The sequence below is a fragment of the Nitrospirota bacterium genome, assembly GCA_040757335.1.
Lineage (GTDB): Bacteria > Nitrospirota > Nitrospiria > 2-01-FULL-66-17 > 2-01-FULL-66-17 > JBFLXB01.
The window spans coordinates 12,992-34,215 of sequence record JBFLXB010000031.1 but is presented as its reverse complement, the minus strand read 5'-3'; the positions used below and the strand labels follow the sequence as shown (position 1 = coordinate 34,215).

Annotated in this window: 21 protein-coding genes; 18 read left to right on the top strand and 3 right to left on the bottom strand. The window is 65.3% G+C overall.

Annotated features, from left to right (window positions below):
• Positions 1-74 precede the first annotated feature (74 nt).
• Complete coding sequence (gene glnD, locus AB1451_14270; protein MEW6684060.1) at positions 75-2,768, top strand: [protein-PII] uridylyltransferase; 2,694 nt, start codon at positions 75-77, stop codon at positions 2,766-2,768.
• A 51-nt stretch (positions 2,769-2,819) separates the two neighbouring features.
• On the opposite strand, the gene AB1451_14265 is transcribed toward glnD, so the two are convergent.
• Positions 2,820-2,990 carry a hypothetical protein gene (locus AB1451_14265; GenBank protein MEW6684059.1) on the bottom strand — a complete coding sequence of 57 codons (171 nt, stop codon included), beginning with the start codon at positions 2,988-2,990 and terminating at the stop codon, positions 2,820-2,822.
• 295 nt (positions 2,991-3,285) lie between these two features.
• On the opposite strand from AB1451_14265, the gene AB1451_14260 reads away from it, so the two are divergent.
• Together AB1451_14260 and AB1451_14255 are read left to right on the top strand one after the other, a co-directional pair.
• On the top strand, positions 3,286-5,217 hold the full coding sequence (locus tag AB1451_14260) for a hypothetical protein (GenBank protein MEW6684058.1): 1,932 nt from the start codon (positions 3,286-3,288) through the stop codon (positions 5,215-5,217).
• Positions 5,214-5,630: a hypothetical protein gene (locus AB1451_14255; GenBank protein ID MEW6684057.1), complete on the top strand. Its 417-nt coding sequence runs from the start codon at positions 5,214-5,216 to the stop codon at positions 5,628-5,630. The genes AB1451_14260 and AB1451_14255 overlap by 4 nt, the downstream gene beginning before the upstream one ends.
• A 28-nt stretch (positions 5,631-5,658) precedes the next feature.
• Here the strand turns inward: AB1451_14255 and AB1451_14250 are convergent, their stop codons facing one another.
• Both AB1451_14250 and AB1451_14245 read right to left on the bottom strand, forming a co-directional pair.
• Complete coding sequence (locus AB1451_14250) at positions 5,659-6,306, bottom strand: hypothetical protein (GenBank protein MEW6684056.1); 648 nt, start codon at positions 6,304-6,306, stop codon at positions 5,659-5,661.
• Positions 6,279-7,280, bottom strand: coding sequence for a hypothetical protein (locus tag AB1451_14245; protein MEW6684055.1), 1,002 nt, complete (start codon positions 7,278-7,280; stop codon positions 6,279-6,281). The genes AB1451_14250 and AB1451_14245 overlap by 28 nt, the downstream gene beginning before the upstream one ends.
• Before the next feature lie 191 nt (positions 7,281-7,471).
• Here AB1451_14245 and rpmE point away from each other — a divergent pair, with 191 nt between their 5' ends.
• From rpmE to rpoD, 15 genes are all read left to right on the top strand, one after another.
• Positions 7,472-7,678 (top strand): 50S ribosomal protein L31, encoded by a 207-nt coding sequence (rpmE, locus tag AB1451_14240; GenBank protein ID MEW6684054.1) that lies wholly within the window; start codon positions 7,472-7,474, stop codon positions 7,676-7,678.
• A gap of 51 nt (positions 7,679-7,729) precedes the next feature.
• On the top strand, positions 7,730-8,818 hold the full coding sequence (gene prfA / locus AB1451_14235; protein MEW6684053.1) for a peptide chain release factor 1: 1,089 nt from the start codon (positions 7,730-7,732) through the stop codon (positions 8,816-8,818).
• A complete protein-coding gene (gene prmC, locus AB1451_14230; protein MEW6684052.1) occupies positions 8,785-9,684 on the top strand; it encodes a peptide chain release factor N(5)-glutamine methyltransferase in 900 nt (299 codons plus the stop codon). The genes prfA and prmC overlap by 34 nt, the downstream gene beginning before the upstream one ends.
• The gene (gene murA, locus AB1451_14225; protein MEW6684051.1) at positions 9,675-10,937 is read left to right on the top strand and encodes a UDP-N-acetylglucosamine 1-carboxyvinyltransferase; all 1,263 of its coding nucleotides are present in this window, start codon (positions 9,675-9,677) and stop codon (positions 10,935-10,937) included. The genes prmC and murA overlap by 10 nt, the downstream gene beginning before the upstream one ends.
• Positions 10,934-11,587 (top strand): ATP phosphoribosyltransferase, encoded by a 654-nt coding sequence (hisG, locus tag AB1451_14220; GenBank protein ID MEW6684050.1) that lies wholly within the window; start codon positions 10,934-10,936, stop codon positions 11,585-11,587. Before murA ends, hisG begins: the two co-directional genes overlap by 4 nt.
• Positions 11,588-11,627: 40 nt before the next feature.
• Positions 11,628-12,920 carry a histidinol dehydrogenase gene (gene hisD / locus AB1451_14215; protein ID MEW6684049.1) on the top strand — a complete coding sequence of 431 codons (1,293 nt, stop codon included), beginning with the start codon at positions 11,628-11,630 and terminating at the stop codon, positions 12,918-12,920.
• Between the two features lie 58 nt (positions 12,921-12,978).
• The gene (gene hisB, locus AB1451_14210; protein MEW6684048.1) at positions 12,979-13,566 is read left to right on the top strand and encodes an imidazoleglycerol-phosphate dehydratase HisB; all 588 of its coding nucleotides are present in this window, start codon (positions 12,979-12,981) and stop codon (positions 13,564-13,566) included.
• A gap of 69 nt (positions 13,567-13,635) precedes the next feature.
• Positions 13,636-14,277, top strand: coding sequence for an imidazole glycerol phosphate synthase subunit HisH (hisH, locus tag AB1451_14205; protein ID MEW6684047.1), 642 nt, complete (start codon positions 13,636-13,638; stop codon positions 14,275-14,277).
• Positions 14,274-14,996 carry a 1-(5-phosphoribosyl)-5-[(5-phosphoribosylamino)methylideneamino]imidazole-4-carboxamide isomerase gene (hisA, locus tag AB1451_14200; protein MEW6684046.1) on the top strand — a complete coding sequence of 241 codons (723 nt, stop codon included), beginning with the start codon at positions 14,274-14,276 and terminating at the stop codon, positions 14,994-14,996. The genes hisH and hisA overlap by 4 nt, the downstream gene beginning before the upstream one ends.
• Positions 14,993-15,772, top strand: a complete 780-nt coding sequence (hisF, locus tag AB1451_14195) for an imidazole glycerol phosphate synthase subunit HisF (GenBank protein MEW6684045.1) — start codon at positions 14,993-14,995, stop codon at positions 15,770-15,772. Before hisA ends, hisF begins: the two co-directional genes overlap by 4 nt.
• An 8-nt stretch (positions 15,773-15,780) precedes the next feature.
• Positions 15,781-16,506 carry a bifunctional phosphoribosyl-AMP cyclohydrolase/phosphoribosyl-ATP diphosphatase HisIE gene (gene hisIE / locus AB1451_14190; GenBank protein MEW6684044.1) on the top strand — a complete coding sequence of 242 codons (726 nt, stop codon included), beginning with the start codon at positions 15,781-15,783 and terminating at the stop codon, positions 16,504-16,506.
• 35 nt (positions 16,507-16,541) lie between these two features.
• Positions 16,542-16,892, top strand: coding sequence for a histidine triad nucleotide-binding protein (locus AB1451_14185; GenBank protein MEW6684043.1), 351 nt, complete (start codon positions 16,542-16,544; stop codon positions 16,890-16,892).
• A gap of 62 nt (positions 16,893-16,954) precedes the next feature.
• Positions 16,955-17,422, top strand: coding sequence for a GatB/YqeY domain-containing protein (locus tag AB1451_14180; GenBank protein MEW6684042.1), 468 nt, complete (start codon positions 16,955-16,957; stop codon positions 17,420-17,422).
• Between the two features lie 72 nt (positions 17,423-17,494).
• Positions 17,495-19,303, top strand: coding sequence for a DNA primase (gene dnaG / locus AB1451_14175; protein ID MEW6684041.1), 1,809 nt, complete (start codon positions 17,495-17,497; stop codon positions 19,301-19,303).
• Positions 19,304-19,339: 36 nt separating this feature from the next.
• Positions 19,340-21,160, top strand: coding sequence for an RNA polymerase sigma factor RpoD (gene rpoD, locus AB1451_14170; protein MEW6684040.1), 1,821 nt, complete (start codon positions 19,340-19,342; stop codon positions 21,158-21,160).
• Positions 21,161-21,224 lie beyond the last annotated feature (64 nt).

Here is a 21,224-nt window from a genome sequence, read left to right as displayed (position 1 = left end):
CATAATCGTCCTTTCTCACAGAGGTTGACGCAACCAGAATACCGTAGACTGCCGGATTGAACGGTCAAAAGTCAATGATCAAACTCATCGATCAGGAAACCGTGGCGGCGGTTCGGCACGACGCTGGGCGGTTGCGCGAGCTCGTTGCAGAACAACGCGCGCGGCTTCGCGAAGATCACGAGCGTCGCCGGTGCGGGCCGGACACGGTCGCGGGCCTTTCCGCCCTCATGGACGCGGTGGTGACGTCGCTCTATCGGGGGGTGGTGGCGCCGTCGGAGGTGGACCGCCCGGGTTCCGGGTGCGCGGTGGTTGCGGTCGGGGGGTACGGACGCGGAGAACTCTTTCCCGCGTCCGATGTCGACGTGATGTTCCTCTTCGACCCGCCCGCCCACGGCGAAGGTCTGGCGGTCAGTAAAGGCGTTCTCCACGCGTTGTGGGATCTGGGGTACGCCGTCGGACACAGCGTCCGCCGTATCCGTGACTGCCTGGACCTGAGTCGTGGTGACGCGACGATCCGCACGGCGCTCCTCGAAGCCCGCTGGTTGGCAGGCGACCGGCGGCTCTTCGAAGAGTTCGAGGCCGCGTTTGCCTCACAACTGCGGAAGGACCTCCGCCCCTACATCGCGCAGAAATTGGCCGAGCGCGAAGCAGGGTACGAACGATACGGCTCGACCGTGTACCTGCTGGAGCCTGATCTCAAAAAGAGCAAAGGCGGGTTGCGCGACCTGCACTACATCGGCTGGTTGGCGCGCGCGGTCTACGGCGCGTCGTCGTGGCAGGAATTGGTCCAGGCGGGGGTGCTGACCGACGCGGAGCACCGCGACCTGGTCGAGGCCCGGGATTTCCTGTGGGTCGTCCGCAACGAGATGCATTTTTACGCGGGCAAAGCCGGTGACGTGTTGACGTTCGACGAACAGGTCCGGTTGGCCGGATTCTTCGGGTTCGAGGACGGTCCGCAGCTGCTCGGGGTCGAACGGTTCATGCAGCAGTACTATCGCTTATCCACCTCCTTACACCAAACCAGCAACCGCTTCCTCCGTCGGTTGCAGCGCCCCACGCGCTGGCGCCGGCTGGTCACCGCGGTGACCGCGCGGGAAATTCAGGACCGGTTTGTGGTCACGCGAAACGCGGTGTTGTTGCCGGAACGACGCCGGGAGGCGCTGGCGGCGGACCCCGACACGGTGATCGGGCTGTTCGCCGTGGCCCAGGAACACGGGCGGCCGATCGCGGAGTCCACGCTGGACGCGGTGTATCGCGCGGCGTCCGACCATCCCGAGCACGCGTACGCCGCCCCCGCGATCCAGCGGCGCGTGTTTTCGTTGTTTCGGGCGCCCGGCATCGGCCGGACGCTGGAGGCGATGCACCGGGTCGGCATCCTGGAGCGGGTCTTGCCCGAGTTTGCCTCTGCTCGGGGTCTGATGCAGTTTAACCAATATCACAAGTTTACCGTTGATGTGCACAGCCTGCGCGCGGTCCAGGCCGCGTGTGCGCTCGCGGAGAGCGACGGGGCCCTCGCAGCGGTCTACCGCGATATTCACCGAAAGGACCTGCTCCACCTCGCCCTTCTGCTGCACGACATCGGGAAGGGCAAAGGCGGGGATCACAGTCAGATCGGGGAGGACATCGCGGTGCGCGTTGCGGACCGCCTGGCGTTCAACGCGCACGAGCGGGAGGTGGTGACTTTTTTGGTCCGGCATCACCTGCTGATGTCGCACATCGCGTTTCGGCGAGACCTCAGCGACGACAAAGTGCTGGTGCGATTTGCCCGACAGGTGGGCCAGCCCGAGCTGCTCCAGATGTTTCTCGTGTTTACCTACGCCGATATCACGGCGGTCGGCCCCGGGACGTGGACCGCGTGGAAGCACGACCTGCTGCACGAACTGTACTCCCGGGCCATGGACGCGCTGGCGGGCGGTCGCGTGGCCGGCGACGCCTCGGCGCGGCGACGCGCCGAAGCCGCCGTGCGTGATCTGGTCGGAGACCGGCTGCCCGCGTTGTGGCTCCACGGGCAGTTCGAAGCCATGCCGGACCGCTATTTTCTGGTGACGCCGCCGGAGCAGATCGTCCGGCATCTGGAGTTGGTGTATCGCCTTCCGCCGGACGGGGTGCTCGTCGATACCCGCTGGGACGCCGATCAACAGGCCACCGAGTTGACCGTGGCCACGTTCGACTCGATCATCCCAGGCCTCTTCTCCAAATTGGCGGGAACGTTGGCGGCCTTGGGGCTTCAGATCCTGGGCGCCCAAGTGTTTACCCGGCTGGACGGCGTGGTCGTGGATACGTTTCGGTTCCAAGATCCGGACTACGCGGGAGAACCGCCGTCCCGCCGCGTCAACGAGCTCAAGCGCACGCTCGGCGCCGTGGTGATGGGGAAGCAGCGGGTGGAGGAGTTATTCACGCGGGGGACCCGTCTGCCGCGCGTCCGGCTGCTGCCGCACGGGACCGAGCCCACGCAGGTGGAGATCGACAACGAGACCTCGGACGGGTTTACCATCATCGACGTGTTTGCGACCGACGTCCAGGGGTTGCTGTACGTGATCACGCGCACGTTGTTCGAGCTCGGGCTCTCCATCCATTCATCGAAGATCGCCACCCGCATCGACCAGATCGTGGACGTGTTCTACGTCCAGGACCCTGGAGGCGGGAAAATCGTGGACAGCGAGCGCCTCGCCCACATCAAGCGCACTCTGACCCAAGCCGTGGATGCCTACGTGGCGGCCGCGGCGGCCGGTCGAGGCCGACCGGTCGCCGAAGGGGCCGCGACGTAAGCCGATGCTGACCATCACGGTTATCCGGAATTCAGCGGTTTCGCCGAAACCTTACGCGGCGGCCCGTTTCCCCCGGCGGTGGTCCTTCTTGGGTTTGCTAAGCGGCGGTGATTGCGAACCGGGTGGAACGTTCGTGTACAGATCCCACGCAAAGTACGCCACCCACGACAACCCTCCGCTGATCGCCGCGAATGACAGCGCCGCCAGACCCCAGTCTTCCATTTCACGCCTCCCCTTCTCCGTCTGTCCACAGACGGGGTTAAACAATGAGCCCAGATACGCCAGCGGAAACCTCATCACGGGTAGCAAGAAGGAGGCCGCGCCGCGTCCGGCGTGCTCTCCGCCAGTAATCAAGGGGATCGGTGAGGAGACGGGAGCCATAACCCTGGTGGAATTGGCCGAAAACATCCAGAGTGGGTAACCCGAGGAAGATCCGGCGTTGCGTGGTCGGGTGGACCTGGGTCCGCGTCAAATGATGCGGTCGAACAGCGGCGTGTCGGGAGCGAAGGAGGTTGTGGTGCGTACACGATTGTGGGGAATAGTGGTGGCGGTCGGGGTGGCGATGGGCGGCCAGCCGCAGGGGTGCGAACAGACCGGCAACGGCAAGATGCTGGAGCCGTTCGAATATCTCACTCGTGAGGAGGGGTATCAGACGCCGGTGCCGGGAGACGTGACGTTGTACCAGACCAACGGCCCAGTGACCGCGGGCAGCGTTCAAGCGCTTGCCGAGGGTGCGGATGGCACCATCTACGCCGGGACGTTCGGGGACGGGGTGTACATCAAACGCCGCGACGCGGACCTGTGGACGCCGGCCGAGCAGGGCCCCACGGACCGGTTCCTGATGACCCTGGCGACGACGCCGGACGGCGCGGTGTTCGCCGGGACGATTCAAGGCGGCTTGTTCCGCAGCGAAGACGGCGGACGCCACTGGGTGGCGAGCGGAGAGGGCATTGGCCCCGAGCAGGTGGCGTCGATCCTTCACGACCCGCGCTCCGGTCTCCTCTACGCGGGCACCGGGTCCGGCGTGTTCAAGAGTGCGGACCGGGGCCGTCGGTGGGATGCGGCCAACAGCGGTTTGGAGCTTACGCTGGCACGATCGTTGGCTCTCGGGCCCGACGGCACCCTCTACACCGGCACGGGCGGCAACGGGCTGTTCGCCAGCGCGGACAGAGGTGCGAAGTGGCGGCCCATCAACGAGGGATTGTTCGACGAGCGCGGGCTGCGAGAGAACTTCATTCGCGTGCTCGCCATTGACGGTTCGGGCGCGATCTACGCCGGCAGCTTCGGAGGAGGCGTGTTCAAGACCACCGACCAAGGTCGCCACTGGATCCCGGCCAATGAGGGGTTGACGAACCTGTCGATCCGGGGTTTGGCCGTGGGCCCGGACGCCGTGTACGCCGGGACCGGGGATGGCGTGTTCCACAGCGTCAACGGCGGACGCCGCTGGGAGTCGATCAGCGAGGGAATGCCGAACCGGAACGTTCAGAGTTTGTTGCTGGCTCGCGACGGGGCGGTGTATGCCGGCACGTCGGCCGGCGTCGCGGTTCGCGACGTCAACGGGAAGTGGCGGACGATCGACAGAGGCCTGCTGTTTCCGGGCGTGAACACGCTGGCGGCCGACGCCCGGCGCGGCTTATTCGCCGGGACACACACCAACGGCCTCTATCGGAGCAAGGACGGGGGCCAGAGTTGGGGACCGTTTAACGACGGAATCGACTCCAGGACGATCCGATCGTTGGTCGTCGACTCCAAGGGGGTCCAGTACGCCGCAACTCCCGAGGTGATTTATCGCGCGGATTGGACCAAGAGCCGTTGGGTTCCGGACATCGAAGGACTCTCCGGCTCTCCGATCGAACTGGCGGCGGGTGCGAATTTCCTGTACGCGGCGACATCCTCGGGCCTGTTTACGCGGGCGCTCGGAGCCTCGGCGTGGGTGGCCGTGGCGCTTGATCCGTCATCCGGACCGGTGCGGGATGTGGCGCTGACTCCGGACGATCGGATCGTGGTCCTGACCGCGCGCGAGGTGTTCACGCGCGATGACGGTGATCGGTGGACGTCGCTCGGAACCCCCGCGGCGTCGCAGGAGGTGCTGGGAGTGGCGGCCGGCCGCTCGCTCTACGCGTGGACCGACCGAACCGTGTACCGACACGGAGGATCCTCTAAGGGCTGGGAGGCGATCGGCGCGGACCTCCCTCGATCGGTCCTGATTCGGGCGTTGGCTCGAGATGATGGCGGCCGCGACGACGTCCTGTTGGCGGCAACCAGCGCCGGGGTGTGGTGGAGTCGCGGCGGCCGCGAGTGGAGGCCGACGCACGGAGCGTTCCCGGTGGTGCCGTTCGAAACGATTGCGGTGGCGGACACGGGATTGATCATGGCGGGATCGCACGAGCACGGGGTTTTTGTGGGGGTCAACCTTGCGGCGAAGCAAGGTTTCTTCGGCTTGCGGTGACCATGGGCAGAACGATTTCGTGGGCCGTGCTCGGGGTCGCTTCGGCCATCGCGGTCTGGTCGGCGGTCGCCGGATCCGCGGGAGCAACGGACTCCGCTGCGGTCAACCGCGCCATCGGCGAGATGATGACCGCCGCACGGGCCATGGTCGACAGCGGCGATCGCCGCGACCTCGGGCGAATGATCGCCGAGGCGGAACAGGTGGTGGACGCCGGCGAGCGCGCATTGGCCGCCCTGCCGCGCCCCGGCAACCGTCACGCACGAGACGCGGCCGAGCACGTGCGCCGCGCCATGGACCACGCGAGACAGGTCGTCGAAGCCGCGAACCGCGGGCGGTCGGATGACGCGTTGGCGCACGCGGGACGGGCGCTCAGGCAAGTCCGCCGCGGAGCCGGTCACGCCGAGGCGCTGTAGCCGTCGGTGGACCGACGGAAACCATCGGTCAGAAGTGGAGTCGGACGCCGGTCAAAATGTTCAGGCCGCCCACGTCGATCTCCAAGTCTCCCAAGTCGGATCCGAATCGTATCCGTGCGCGGGAAAACTGCCCCTCGATCAAGAATCCGGTCTGTTCGTTGTACCGGTACTCCGCGCCGATCAACGCCTGGTAACCCAGCGTGTACGTGTGGACCTCGGTACTCTCGGTCTGGCTGAAATCGAATCGGATGTTCATGTTGTAACGGCCTAGGCCCACGCCGCCGTAGATCTTCCACGCCCCGATCGCGTCGGATCCCGTGAGTCGGTACAGCGGCGTCACCGTCATGGTGTGCACGAAGATGGACTGCTGCGCGGTTTGAGTCGGGACGAACTCTTGGTAGTACCCGCCCAGCAGGGACATGTTCAGACTCCAACGCGAGGGCCACTGGTAGGTGTAATCGAAGAGCTCAAGGCTTTGTCCGGACAAGTCCTGAGCACCTCCGATGAAGTTTTCCTCGGAGACGTCGAAGTAGCTGCTGTTGGGATAGAAGTGGTAGCCCAGCTTGAAGGCGAAGGAGTGGGGTCGTTCGATCTCGCCATGCGCCGGGGCGGTGGCGGCGAAGAAGGCGGTCGCGGCGAGCGTGAGGGCTACCGCAAACCTGCGATCCGTACCCACGTCCCGCCGCTGTCGGTGCTTTTGAACAACCCGCGCTGCGTGCCCGCGTACACCACGCCGGGGGTCGATGGATCAACGGCCAACGCGCGCACCACGCCGGGCCGCGGTTCGGTGCTCACCGGCCGCCACGTCTCACCGCGATCGATGCTGACGAACACGCCGCTGTCTCCGCCGGCGTACAAGCGCGCGTGATCAGCGGGGTCGCGCTGGAGCGCGGTCATGAACGGCACCGACTGACCCGTGGCTCGCGATTCCCACGAGCCTCCGCCGTTGCGGCTGAGGAAGATGCCCTTGCCGGTTGCGATCACCAGACTCTGGGGCTGGTCAGGGTCGACGGAGATGGCGTTGACGCCCAACGCCATGGCGGTGCCGACCTCTCCCGCGATCAGTCCTCGGTTGATGATCTCCCACCGGGAGCCCCGGTCGCGGCTCTTGTACATTCCGCCGCTCGTGCCCGCATACAGGGTATCGGGCGTGTGGGGATCGAAGGCGATGGCCACCGTATACACACTTTCCATGCCGTGGACCGTTTCCACCCAACTGGCTCCGCCATCCCTAGTCCGGAACACGCCCACCGTGGTGGCGGCGTAGATTTCCTGGGGGTCTCGTGGATAGATCGCAAAGGCATTAACCACTGAGACGTGCTCTTTCATCCCTACGTTGGCCGGCCGCCACAATTGGCCGCCGTCGCTGCTCTTGTAAATGGCGTTGGCGAACGTCCCAGCGTACACCGTTGATGGAGCCGTCGGATCGATGGCAAACGCCAGCACCTGGGAGTGTTCCAGACCCTCGTTGATGGGAGACCACGTTGCGGCGCCGTCCCGGGTTTTCAGGACGCCCTTTTGGCTCGACGATACGTACACGATCTGGGGGTTCGTCGGGTGGACCGCGATGGCGACGACGGTGGGTTCGCCGCGCGTACAAGCCGAAAGTAGGGCCGTCCACGCAGCCAGCGCGACGAAACATCGCCACATTGGGGCGGAGGGTAGCACACGCCTCAGAAGGTCCGCAAGCAGCGGTGCGGAGCGGCCGCCGGGGCGATTTGGTGAAGATTCTAGGCCGGGTCCTTGTAAAGGACGGATCAACACGGTATAATACACCGGTTTGTATAAGGACCATAGGGTGAGATTCTATCGTAAATTCAAAAAGATCGGAGCGTGATGCGGTGAAAACTGATATTCATCCCACCTACCAGGAAGCCACCATTACCTGTGCGTGCGGAAGTATGCTTCGGACACGGTCCACTGTTAAGGACATCCGCGTGGAGATTTGCGCGGTGTGCCATCCGTTTTTCACGGGGATGCAAAAGATCGTTGATACCGAAGGCCGCGTCGAGCGGTTCCGAAAAAAGTACAGCAACAACAAGAAGTAACGAACCACAGCCGCACCCCTATCCTGCGGCCTCTGGGCGTCCGTGTCTTCCGTGACTGAACAAGCTGATCTGCTCATCGGCAGGCTCGAAGCGCTCGCCTCGCGATTTACCGAGATCGAGCGGAGCCTCGGCGATCCTTCCGTGGTCAACGACCGCCAGGCGGTGCAGCGGCTGTCGAGGGAGCGGGCCGAACTGTCCGACGTGGTGGGCCTGTACCACGGATATCGCGCGGTGCTCGCCGAGTTGGAGCAGGCCGAGCGTATGGCCGCGGATCCCCGCACCGAACCGACCTTTCGCGAGTTGGCCGTCGAGGAGGTCCGGGCACTCGCCGCGAAGAAGGTCGCGATGCAGGAGGCCCTTCGTCTGGCCCTGCTTCCGAAAGATCCGCGTGACGAAAAGAATATCGTCCTCGAAATCCGAGCCGGAACCGGCGGCAGCGAGGCGGCGCTGTTTGCAGCGGAACTGTTGCGCATGTACGCGAAGTACGCGGAAGCGCATCGATGGCGGGTGGAACTGGTTTCGACGAGCGAAACCGGCATCGGCGGCATGAAGGAGGCGATTCTGTTGATCGAAGGCAAGGGGGCTTACAGCCGCCTCAAGTTCGAAAGCGGCGTGCACCGCGTGCAACGGGTTCCCGTCACCGAGGCCGGCGGGAGGATTCACACGTCCACGGTGACGGTGGCGGTCATCCCCGAAGCCGAGGAAATCGACTATCACATCGATCCGAAGGACCTGCGCGTCGACACGTTTTGCTCCTCGGGGCCCGGCGGTCAGAGCGTCAACACGACCTATTCGGCGGTCAGGATCACGCACATTCCAACCGGGACCGTGGTGAGTTGCCAGGACGAACGATCACAACTCAAGAACCGGGCGAAGGCCATGCGGATCTTGCGGTCGCGTCTGGTGGAGGTGGAGCGCGAACGCCAGGAAGCGCAGATCGCCAAAGACCGCAAGGCGCAGGTGGGGAGCGGCGAACGAAGCGAGAAGATCCGCACCTACAACTTTCCCCAGAATCGCGTGACGGACCACCGCATCGGCCTGACGCTTCACCGATTGGACCAGGTGCTCGGCGGTGAGTTGGACGAACTGATCGACGCGCTCCAAACATGGACTCAGACCGCTCAACTGCAGCGACTCTGAAGGTCCTCTCGCGAGGGGCCGCCGTCCGCTGGGCCAGCGGCCTGCTTGCGCGCGCGGGGCTCGCTGTACCGCGGGTGGAGGCCGAGACGTTGCTGGCGGAAGTGATCGGCGGCCCGCGGCATGCCGCGTACATCGAGCCCGAGACGCCGTTGACGGACGCGGAGCAGGCGCGGTTTCTCGCGGTCGTGCGACGCCGGGCGCGCCGGGAACCGCTTCAGTACGTCATCGGTCGAGAAACGTTTTGCGGATTGGAGCTGGTCGTCACGCCGGACGTGTTGATCCCGCGGCCCGAGACCGAAGGCGCGGTGGCCGCCGTCCTTGGCGCGATCGCAGCGCTGGATCGTCCCGTGGTCGCGGACCTGGGAACGGGCAGCGGCTGTCTGGCCCTGGCCATCGCGTCGGCGCGACCGGACGCCGTGGTGTACGGTGTAGATCGGTCCGGGGCCGCTCTGCAGGTGGCGCGCCAGAATGCGGAACGACTCGGATTGGCCCCACGGGTGCGGTGGCTTCACGGGGACCTGCTGACTCCGTTGGCGCAACAGGCAATACGGGCCGACGTCATGGTGTCGAACCCGCCGTACGTGGCGGATGCCGAGTACGAGACGTTGCAGCCCGAGGTTCGGTTCGAGCCGGACACGGCGTTGCGCGGCGGGTCCGACGGACTGTGGTTTTACCGCCGGATCATCGCCGAGGTGTCGCCCGTGTTGTCGCCACACGGTCGGGTCGTGTTGGAGCTGGGGTTCGGGCAGGCGAACGCGGTCCGGGCGATCGCCGAGCGCCACGGATTTCGCGTGGAACGCGTTGATGCGGACTTCAACGGCATTGCCCGGATCATGACGTTGGCTGGGGGGAATCCATGGACGTGATCGCGGTGCAAGGAGGACGCCCGCTGGCCGGGGAGATTCCCATCAGCGGCGCCAAGAACGCGGCGCTGCCGCTGCTGGCGTCGGCGCTGCTCAGCGCCGAGGAATGCGTGTTCTCCAACGTCCCGCGGCTTCGCGACGTGTCCACGATTCTCTCGCTGCTCAGGCATCTCGGGGCGCGGACACACGATGACGGAGGAGACACCGTCAGCGTGACGGCTGCCGCGCTCTCGGCGACCGACGCGCCGTACGACCTGGTCAAAACCATGCGCGCGTCGATATTGGCGCTGGGCCCGCTGGTTGCGCGGTGCGGCGAGGCGAGCGTGTCGTTGCCCGGCGGCTGCGCGATCGGCGCGCGTCCGGTCAACTTGCACCTCGAAGCACTCGAGCGAATGGGCGCCCAGGTGTCGATCCAACACGGGTACATCCGCGTCAAGGCCGGGAAACTTCGCGGCGCCCGCGTCGCGCTGGATCTTCCCACCGTGACGGGAACCGAAAACCTGCTCATGGCCGCGACGCTGGCGGAGGGAAAGACCACGATCGAGCACGCGGCGCGCGAACCGGAGGTAATCGACTTGGCCGACGCGTTGGTCGCCCGCGGGGCCAAGATCAGCGGCGCGGGGACGGACGTGATCACCGTCGAAGGGGTGACCGCGCTCGGCGGGGGTCGGTACCGGGTGATGCCGGACCGAATCGAAACCGGGACGTATTTGACGGCGGCTGCGATCACGGGAGGCGACGTCATGCTCCGGGGCGCCGTAGCCGGGCACCTCGATGCGGTGCTCGCCAAACTTCGCGAGGCCGGCGCGGATGTGAGCGTCGATGGGAGCGGGCTGCGGCTGGTTCGCACTCGATCGCTGCGCGGGGTGGATTTTACCACTGCGCCCTACCCCGGTTTTCCGACGGATATGCAGGCGCAGATGATGGCGGTGCTGAGCGTGGCCGATGGCGCGAGCGTGGTGACCGAAACCGTGTTCGAGAACCGGATGACGCACGTCGCGGAATTGAAACGAATGGGCGCCTCGATCCGCGTCGAGGGCAACCACGCCGTGGTGCGAGGCGTGCCGCGGCTGAGCGGCGCACCGGTGATGGCGTCCGACCTGCGCGCCAGTGCGTGCCTGGTCGTGGCCGGGCTTGCGGCGGAGGGCGAGACGACGATCTCCCGCGTGTACCATCTTGACCGGGGGTACGAACGGATGGAGGAGAAACTCAGTCGAGTGGGAGCGATGATTCGGCGCATTCGCGAGGCGGCGTGACTCGCGCACCGTTGGTCATCGCGTTCCCCAAGGGCCGATTGCTCGAACCGACGCTCGACTTGTTTGCCGGCCTCGGCATCCGTCCCAAGGGGCTCACGCGCGAAACGCGACAGCTGTTGTTTCGGACCGACCACGACGGCGTGTCGGTGATGATCGTGCGTGCGGTCGACGTGCCGACTTATGTGGAGTACGGCGCGGCGGACGTGGGCGTGGCGGGCAAGGACGTGTTGCTCGAGCATCCCAAAGAGGTGTACGAGCCCGTGGATCTTGGGTACGGCCTGTGCCGGGTGGTGTGGGCCGAGCCGCGGAAGCCCGCGGACTCGCGGGGTGGCCTGCGGACGGGCAAGCGCCGCGTGGCCACCAAGTACCCCAACATCGCGGAGCGGTACTTTTCGCAGCACGGTCTGTCGGTCGAGCTCGTGAAGCTGTCCGGCGCGGTGGAGTTGGCTCCGCGGATCGGCCTGGCCGAAAGCATCGTGGACTTGGTGTCCACGGGCAAGACGTTGGAAGAGAACGAGCTGACGATCGTTGAGGAAATCGTGCGATCCACCGCGCGGCTGATCGTGAATCGAGCCAGCATGAAGGTCAAATACCCCAGAATCAGCGAACTGGTCGAGCGGGTCACGGCAGCCAGCCCAATGCCCGCGTGACGGCCTGGGACAACCGAGGCGGAAAGGACGAGTTATGGCGATGAAGGTCATCAAACTCAAGACCGGAGCGGGGCGCCGGGAGCTCGCGAAGCTCGTCAACCGCGGTGAGCCCGACGACCGGCGCATCGAGCACAAGGTCCGTGCGATTCTGGACGACGTGCGCGCCAAGGGTGACGTCGCCGTCTCGCGGTACACCAAGCAGTTCGACCGCATCGCGATGTCGCCGAAACGCTTTCTGGTGACCATCGAGGAACGGGCGGCGGCGCTGACCAAAACCGACCCCAAGGTCGTGGAAGCGCTCAAGATGGCGGCCGACCGAATCTACGCGTTCCACTCCAAACAGCAATCCCATTCCTGGAGCTTCGAAGAGGCGGGCGTCACCCTCGGGCAACAGCTTCGTCCGCTGGCCTCGGCCGGATTGTACGTGCCGGGCGGCAAGGCCGCGTATCCGTCGTCGGTATTGATGAACGGCATTCCCGCCAAGGTGGCCGGCGTCGAGCGGATCGTGATGTGCACGCCCACGCCCCGCGGCGAACTGAATCCCTACGTGCTGGTCGCCGCGGACCTGGTCGGCATTCACGAGGTGTATCGGATCGGCGGGGTGCAGGCGATCGGCGCGATGGCGTACGGGACCAAGACGATCCGGCGCGTGGACAAGATCGTGGGCCCAGGCAACGCGTTCGTGGCCACGGCGAAACGCCTGGTGTACGGGACGGTGGACATTGATATGGTGGCGGGCCCGAGCGAAATCTTCATCATTGCGGACGAAACCGCTCACCCCGCGCACGTCGCGGCGGATATCCTCTCGCAGGCCGAGCACGACGAAGACGCGTGGACGATCTTGGCGGCGACGTCGGATTCGTTCGTCAAGAAGGTGCAAAAGGAGATCGCGATCCAGATCGCCAAGCTGGATCGCCGAAAGATCGCCGAAGCGTCGCTGAAACACCGCGGCGTCGCCATGGTGGTCCCGGAAGTCCTGGACGCGATCGGGATCGCCAATGACGTGGCGCCGGAACATCTGGAATTGTCGATCGAACGGCCGTACAAGGTCCTCAAATACGTCAGGAACGCGGGATCGGTTTTTCTGGGCCACCACACACCGCAGGCCTTGGGCGACTACTTTGCGGGGCCCAACCACGTGTTGCCGACCGGCGGCACGGCGCGGTTTTTTTCTCCGCTGTCGGTCGATGACTTTACGAAGAAGAGCGGCGTGATCGCGTTTTCGCAGGATGCATTGCGGCGGTTTGCGGAAAAGGTGGTTCAGATCGCCCGCGTCGAGGGCCTCGAAGCGCACGCGCAGGCCGTGGACATTCGCATGCGCCCGGAGGATTAAGGACGTGGCGGGACGGGTGAGGCCTGGACGGGCCCGTACGTCGGCACGCCGCGCCCCGATCCGTCGGGCCACGGTGTCGCGGAAGACCGCCGAAACTGCGGTGAACGTGACGCTCGACGTGGACGGGATGGGGCGGACCCGCGTGGCCACATCGATTCCGTTTCTGGACCACATGCTGACGGTGATGGGCAAGCACGGCCTGTTGGACCTGGACGTGAAGGCTGCGGGCGATCTGGAGGTCGACGATCACCACACCGTGGAGGATCTGGGTATCGTGTTCGGGCAGGCCCTGAAACAGGCCTTGGGGGACAAGGCCGGGATCAGGCGCTTCGGGTCGGCGGCGGTGCCGATGGACGAGACGCTGGCGCGGGTCACAGTGGATCTCTCGGGGCGCCCGTACCTGGTCTACCGGGTACCCCTCGCGACCCGCAAGGTCCAGTCGTTCGACACCGAATTGGTCGAGCACTTTTTCGAGGCGCTTTCGGTCCACGGCGGGCTCACCGTGCACGTGGAGGTGCCCTACGGCAAGAACGCGCACCACATGCTGGAGGCGAGTTTCAAGGCGTTCGGCCGCGCGCTGGAACAGGCGACGCGCATCGATCCCCGCGTGGCGGGCGTGCCGTCGAGTAAAGGAAAGATCGAGTAAGAGCCACGTTCAAGCGTTCAACGGTTCAAATGTTCAATTGAACCCTTGAACCCATGAACCCTTGAACCCATGATCTCCATTATCGACTATCAGGTCGTCAACCTGCGAAGCATCCAGAAGGCGTTCGAGCAGTTCGGGGCGTCGGTCGAAGTGACCAGCGATCCCGATCGGATCCGACGCGCGGACCGCGTGGTGCTGCCGGGCGTCGGGGCGTTTCGCGCCGGGATGGAGCAACTCACGCGTCTGGGGCTCGAGCCGGTGATCCGCGAAGTCATCGACGCCGGGACTCCGTTTTTGGGGATTTGCCTCGGGATGCAACTGCTCATGACGGAGAGCGAGGAGTTCGGCCGGCACCGGGGGCTCAACGTGATTCCCGGCCGCGTCGTGCGTTTTCCGGAGAGCCCGGCCATGGCGGGACTGAAGGTGCCGCACATGGGATGGAACGCGGTCTCGATCCGGAGGCGGACCGAGCCGCTGGAGGGGATTCCGGACCACGGCTATTTCTATTTCGTGCATTCCTACTACGTGGTGCCGGATGATCCCCAAGTGATCGCGGGAGAGACCACGTACGGCGTGCGGTTTGCGTCCGTGCTGGCTTGGAGGAACGTCGTGGCGTGCCAGTTCCATCCCGAGAAAAGTCAGGCGCTGGGACTCGCGCTGCTGCGGCGGTTCGCGGTTTCCCGCGACGAAGCCGCCAGGTCCGTGTTGTGACCATCATCCCGGCCGTTGATATCCGAGGGGGACGGTGCGTCAGGCTTTGGCAGGGACGGTTCGACGCCGAAACCGTGTACGGCGACGATCCCGCCGCCATGGCCGAACGCTGGGTGTCCCAGGGAGCGGAACGCCTCCACGTCGTTGATTTGGACGGAGCCGCGGCCGGTTCGCCCCGAAACCGCGACTCGGTCGCCGCGATCCTGGCGGCGGTGAAGGTTCCCGTACAGGTGGGTGGAGGCGTTCGGGAGGTGGCAACGATCGAAGACTACTTGTCCGCCGGGGCCGACCGGATTGTGGTGGGCACCCGCGCGGCCCTTGACCGCGCGTTCCTGCTGGAGGTCTGCCGCCGGTTTCCCGGGAAGGTGGTGGTGGCGATCGACGCACGGGACGGTCGCGTGGCGATCCGCGGATGGGTGGAGGCCACCGACCGCCCGGCGCTGGATGTGGCGCTTGAGGCTTCCCAAGCGGGGGCGGCGGCGCTGCTGTATACCGACATCCGGCGCGACGGCACGCAGGAAGGCCCGAATCTGGACGCGCTGACCGCGGTGGCCGACGTCGTGTCCACACCCGTGATCGCGTCGGGCGGGGTCGCGACGATCGAACACGTCCGGATGCTGGCCGGGATCAAGGGGGTGGAATCGGCGATCGTGGGACAGGCGCTTTATCGGGGCACGTTGGCGCTTCGCGACGCCATCGCCGCGGCGAGGCCGACGTGAGCGCGGTCGAAGCGGCCACGTTTGCAAAGCGGATCATTCCGTGCCTCGACGTCAAGGACGGCCGCGTCGTGAAGGGCGTGCGGTTCGTCGATCTCCGCGACAGCGGAGATCCCGTCGAGGCCGCCGCGTGGTACGACGCCCAGGGAGCGGACGAGCTGTGTTTCTTGGACATCACGGCGTCGTCCGATGAGCGACCGATCTTGCTCGACGTGGTCCGCCGCACCGCGGAGCGCGCGTTCATCCCGCTGACCGTGGGGGGAGGCGTTCGCGGGACGGACGACATCCGCGCGTTGTTGTTGGCCGGAGCCGATAAGGTCTCGATCAATACCGCTGCGGTCGCCAGGCCCGAGTTGATCCGTGAGTCGGCGGAGCGATTCGGCAGTCAATGCATCGTGGTGGCGATCGACGCGCGCGCGGGCGCAACAGGATGGGACGTGTTGACCCACGGCGGGCGTCGCCCCGCCGGCTTGAACGCGGTGGAGTGGGCGCAACGCGCCGTGGATCTGGGGGCCGGCGAGGTGCTGCTCACGAGCATCGACCGAGACGGGACGCAGCAGGGGTACGACGTCGAGCTGCTGCGCGCGGTGTCGTCGGCGGTCAACGTCCCGGTGGTGGCCTCGGGGGGCGCGGGCACGTTGGAGCATTTCTACGATGCGCTCGCGGTGGGCCGAGCGGACGCGGTCCTGGCGGCGTCGCTGTTTCACGACCGTCGGTTGACGATCAAGCAGGTCAAGGCGTTTTTGGCCGGTCGCGGCGTGGTGGTTCGTCCTTCCTAGGAGCGGCGGTGGCGAAGCAGCGGGCAACGACCGCTCTCCAGCGGGCGGTGCGGTTCGACGCGGCGGGTCTGGTGCCGGCGATCGTCCAGGAGCACGGCTCCGGTCGGGTCCTCATGCTCGCGTACATGAACCGCGAGGCATTGGCCCTCACGCTCAAGACGGGCTTCACGCACTTTTACAGTCGCTCGCGCCGCACGTTATGGAAGAAAGGGGCGACGTCCGGGCACAGGCAGACGGTCGTGTCGCTGCGACTCGACTGCGATGGAGACGCGCTGATCGTGGAGGTGGAGCAGGTCGGGCCCGCCTGTCACACCGGCGAGGCCTCGTGTTTCTTTAGGCGCGCCGAAGGCCGACGCCTCGTCCACGCCGCCGCCGGAGCGACCGGGGCGGTCCTGGATCGGGTGTACGGCGTGATCCGCGACCGGAAGGCCCATCCCGTGGACGGGTCGTACGTCGCCGCGCTGTTCGCCGCGGGCCTTGACAAGATCCTCAAGAAGGTCGCGGAAGAGACCGGAGAGGTCTTGCTGGCCGCCAAAGACGGGGAGCGCAGCCAGATCGTCTGGGAGACCGCGGATCTGTGGTTTCATTCGCTGGTGGCGCTCGGCTATCACGATATCCCGCCCGCCGCGATCTATGAAGAACTGGAGCGCAGGATGGGAGCGCGTCCTCGGCGCGCGGGTGCCGAGCGCCCGGCGGGCCGAGCGAAGCGAGCCCCGCGAGCTCGATCCCGCTGATCCACACAGTGCCTTCCCGCTGAATAGGAGACGGCATGAGCGCATCCTCGTGTCTGTTCTGCAGGATCGTCCGCCGGGAGCTTCCGGCCACGATCGTTTACGAGACCGACGAGGTGCTCGCGTTTCAGGACATCGCCCCCAAAGCGCCGGTCCACCTCCTGATCATCCCGAAAACTCACGTCAACGGCTTGCAAGCGCTCGCGGACGCGGATGCCTCGATCATCTCGTCCCTCTTCGCGTGCGTGAACCGGTTGGCAATGCAGACCGGCGTCGCGTCGTCGGGCTACCGGGCCGTGATCAACACGGGACCCGACGGCGGCCAAACCGTGTTCCACCTTCACGTGCATTTGCTCGGAGGGCGCCCGATGACGTGGCCGCCCGGTTGACCCTTCTGAAAGCGTTTCCGTATAATAATGACCTTTTTACCCCCTCACGCGAACGGGGAATAATGGCTCTCCAGGAACGGTTGGTGGAAGAGATGAAGGAGGCGATGCGGAGCGGCCAAACCGCGAAGGTCTCCACCATTCGCATGATCCGCGCCGCCCTGAAGAACCGGGAAATCGATCGAGGTAAGGACCGTCCCCTCACCGACCACGACGTCCTGGAAGTCATTCACGGCGGCATCAAACAGCGGCGAGACTCGATCGAGCAATTCCGAAAGGCCGGCCGATCCGATCTCGTCGCCAAAGAGGAAGAAGAAGTGGCGATCCTCCAGTCCTATCTTCCACCGCCGCTCTCGGAGCACGAGCTGGACGACCTGGTGCGCGAGGTCGGTGCGGAGATCGGTGCGTCCGGCGTCAAAGACATGGGAAAGGTCATGAAAACGACCATGTCCCGCGTCGCGGGACGCGCGGAGGGTGGGACCGTCAACGCGGCGGTCAAACGATATTTGGAGCGCCTTCCATCGTCAGCCTAAATGGCGTTGACAGCTCACGATCCTCCCGCTGCTGAGCGGGCGGTTCCCGGACCGGGCCGAGTAGGTCGTCCCGTGCGAGGGTTTTCCGACGCGGTGCTTCGCGCGATCCGCGAGCGAGTGGACCTCGTCGAGTTCATCGGCACTCACGTCTCGCTGAAGCGTACCGGCCAAAACGCCGTCGGGCTCTGTCCCTTTCACGCGGAGAAACGCCCGTCGTTTACGGTGAGCGCCTCGAAGCAGTTGTACCATTGTTTCGGCTGCGGGGCCGGCGGTGATCTCTTCGCGTTCGTCATGCAGCGCGAGTCGGTGAGTTTTCCCGAGGCGGTTCAGTGGCTGGCCCGCAAAGCCGGCGTGCCGCTCCCCACGAGCGAATCCTCGGGGGCCGACCGACGCCGCCAACTGTTGTACGACATCCACGTCGCGGCCGCCGACCATTTCCGGCGGCGGCTGGCCGGCCGAGAAGGGGACATCGCCCGTCGCTATATCCAATCGCGCCGCGTCACCGCCGACGCGCTTGAAGCCTTCGGACTCGGCTATGCGGCGTCGTCCTGGGATGACGCGTTGACGGCCTTGACCAGCAAAGGGTGGACCCCGGCGCAGCTCGAAGACGCGGGCCTGGCGGTTCCGCGGAGCCAGGGGGGCGGGTGGTACGACCGCTTTCGGCACCGACTGATCTGTCCGATCCGCGACGCGCACGGTCAGGTCGTGGCGTTCGGGGGACGGGTGCTGGACGACGCGCTCCCCAAATACTTGAATTCACCGGATACGCCGATCTTTACCAAGGGCCGGCACCTGTTCGCGCTGGATCGCGCGCGCCAGTCGTTGGCGGCGAGCGGGGTGCTGGTTGTGGTCGAGGGTTATTTCGACGTGATCGCGGCGCACCAAGCCGGTTTCAGCAACGTGGTCGCGACGCTGGGCACCGCGTTGACCCCCGCGCACTTGGAGACGATCCGCCGTTTGGTCAGTCGCGTGTGCCTGGTGTTTGATCCGGACGCCGCCGGCGTGCGCGCCGCGCTCCGGACCGTCGACCTGTTCGCCCCCATGGATCTGCGCGTGGACGTGGCGTCGCTCCCGACCGGAAAGGACCCCGACCGGGTGCTTCACGAAGACGGACCCGACGTGTTTCGCGCGGTGCTGGAGCAGGCCGTCAGCCTTACCGAATTCGTGCTGAACCATCTGGTACCTCCGGGGGACTATCGCTCGACGGAGGCGAAGAAGGCCGCGGCAGCGCGCGCGCTGCCCGTCATCGCGAAACTCGTCAACGCGATCGACCGCGACCACCACCTGAGATGGCTCGCCGACCGCATCCGGGTGGCGGAGTCGTCCTTGCGCGCGGAGCTGCAACGCGGACGGCACGCGGCCGTCGGGGGGACGTCGCAACCATCGCCCGGAGGTGCGCGCCACCCCGCCTCGAAAGCGCGTCGCGCGTGGCCGCACGCGGAGGAGGTCGTTGCCGCCGCGTTGATCCAGGGTCGGTTGGCCGCGGCGCTGCTTTCCCGTATCTCCAGCGACGCCCTGACGGACGAGACGTTGCGGTCGGTGGTCGAGTTGGCGCGGGAAGAGATCGGGTCGCGTGACGCCGATCTGGCCATCACCCTTCGCGATCGCGCCCTGGCCGAGGGACGTGACGACGTGGCGGGCGCGATCGCCAAACTGGCGACCTACCCGTTCGATGGAGATGATCCCGATCAGCAGATCCGCGACTGCGTGGTGAGAGTCCGCCGTACTCAACACGAACGCCGCGTGGGGGAACTGCCCCGAGCGATTGATCAATGCCGCGATCAGGGAGAACGAGAGCAATTACAGCGTGAACTCGACCGACTCAAGAGAGAGATCATGGAGATCGAACAACATCGAGGCTCACATGCGGCGGCCTCGTAGACGGTGCGTCAAGCGGGCGGCGGGAGCGTAGCGTTCATGTCAAAAGACGAGAAACTCGACGAAGTCAAGAACCTCATTTCCTTGGGTAAGGAAAAGGGATTCCTGACGTATGACGAATTGAACAACGCGCTTCCCGCCGACGTGTTGTCTTCCGAGCAGATCGACAACCTGATGGTCATGTTCGGCGAGATGGACATCGAAGTGGTCGACTCCGGAGAAGAGGGCCGCTTTCCGCCGCTGGGAGAGGGGGAAGAGGAGCTCGAGGAGCTCGAAGACAGCGAAGAAGTGGGCGAAGAGTTCCTGGAAGAAGGCGAGGAGAAGGAAAAAGAAATCGACCTCACGCCGGGGATACTCAACCGGACCGATGACCCCGTCAGGCTGTATCTCAAGGAGATCGGCAGCGTCCACCTGTTGAGCCGTGAGGGCGAGATTGAAATCGCCAAACGGATCGAAGAGGGCAAACGCGAGGTGAGTTCGATCGTGTTCGGCATGCCCATGACCGTGCGGGAAGTCCTGGCCAGCGGAGAGCTGCTCAAACAAGACACGATTGGCGTTGAAACCCTGGTGGTGGCGTTCGACGAGGACATCGCCGACCAAGACGCGGGCGAACGCGACACCACCGAACTGAAGGCCAAGGTCCTGCAGATGTTGAGCGGCATCCGCGGATTGTATCGAGAGCTCAATCATACGGCGATCCGGTGGAAGCGGGCGGGGAGCGATGCGGCGAAACGGCGCAAGATGAGGCAGGCGGTGAAGGAGGCCAAGGACCGCCTGGTGGTCAAGATGGAGGCCCTGAATCTGCAGCCGCGGTTCCTCGATGAAATCCTCAAGCGCCTCAAGGCCCTGGCGGACGACGTCGCGCGCTCCGAGCGCGAGATGGCGGAGATCCGTCTCCGCATGGGAGCGCCGGAGGAAGAACCGCTGGTGATCTTCCGCCGAGTGAAACACAATCCCCGTGCGCTCAAGGCGTTACTCAAGAAGATCGAGATGAGCGAAGAAGAGTTCGCGCAGAAGGAGAAGCGTTATCGCAACGCGCTCCGTCTGATCCGCACGACGGAAATGGAGGCCGCGGTCTCGGCGGCCGAGCTCAAAGATGCGATCCGACATCTTCAGGCCGGCGACCAGAAGATCAAGCGTGCCAAAGGTGAACTCGTCGAGGCAAACCTCCGACTGGTGGTCAGTATCGCGAAGAAGTACACCAACCGTGGGTTGCAGTTTCTCGATCTGATCCAGGAGGGCAACATCGGCCTGATGAAGGCCGTCGACAAGTTCGAGTACCGGCGCGGGTACAAATTCTCCACCTACGCGACGTGGTGGATTCGACAGGCGATCACCCGGGCGATCGCGGACCAGGCGCGAACGATCCGGATTCCCGTGCACATGATCGAGACGATCAACAAACTCATCCGCACCTCTCGGTTGTTGGTCCAGGAACTCGGCCGCGAACCGCTCCCTGAAGAGATTGCGGAGAAGATGGATCTGTCGCTGGATAAGGTCCGCAAGATTCTCAAAATTGCGAAGGAGCCTATTTCGCTCGAAACGCCCATCGGGGAAGAGGAGGACAGCCACCTCGGGGACTTCATCGAAGACAAACGCGTGGCCTCGCCGCTCGAAGCCACGATTCGTTACGACCTGCAGCGCCAGATCGGCAACGTGCTCGGCACCTTGACCAGCCGTGAAGCGAAGGTCTTGCGGAAGCGATTCGGCATCGGGGAGACCACGGACCACACGCTCGAAGAAGTGGGCCAGGACTTCGAGGTGACCCGCGAGCGCATTCGGCAAATCGAGGCGAAAGCGCTGCGTAAGTTGAGGCACCCCAGTCGCAGTCGGCGGCTGAAGAGTTTTGTGGAGGGATGAGAGGCAAAAGACACCGAGCCTCGGCGCGGGAGGACGGCGCCTACGTTCGGCCCAGCAAGCTCGG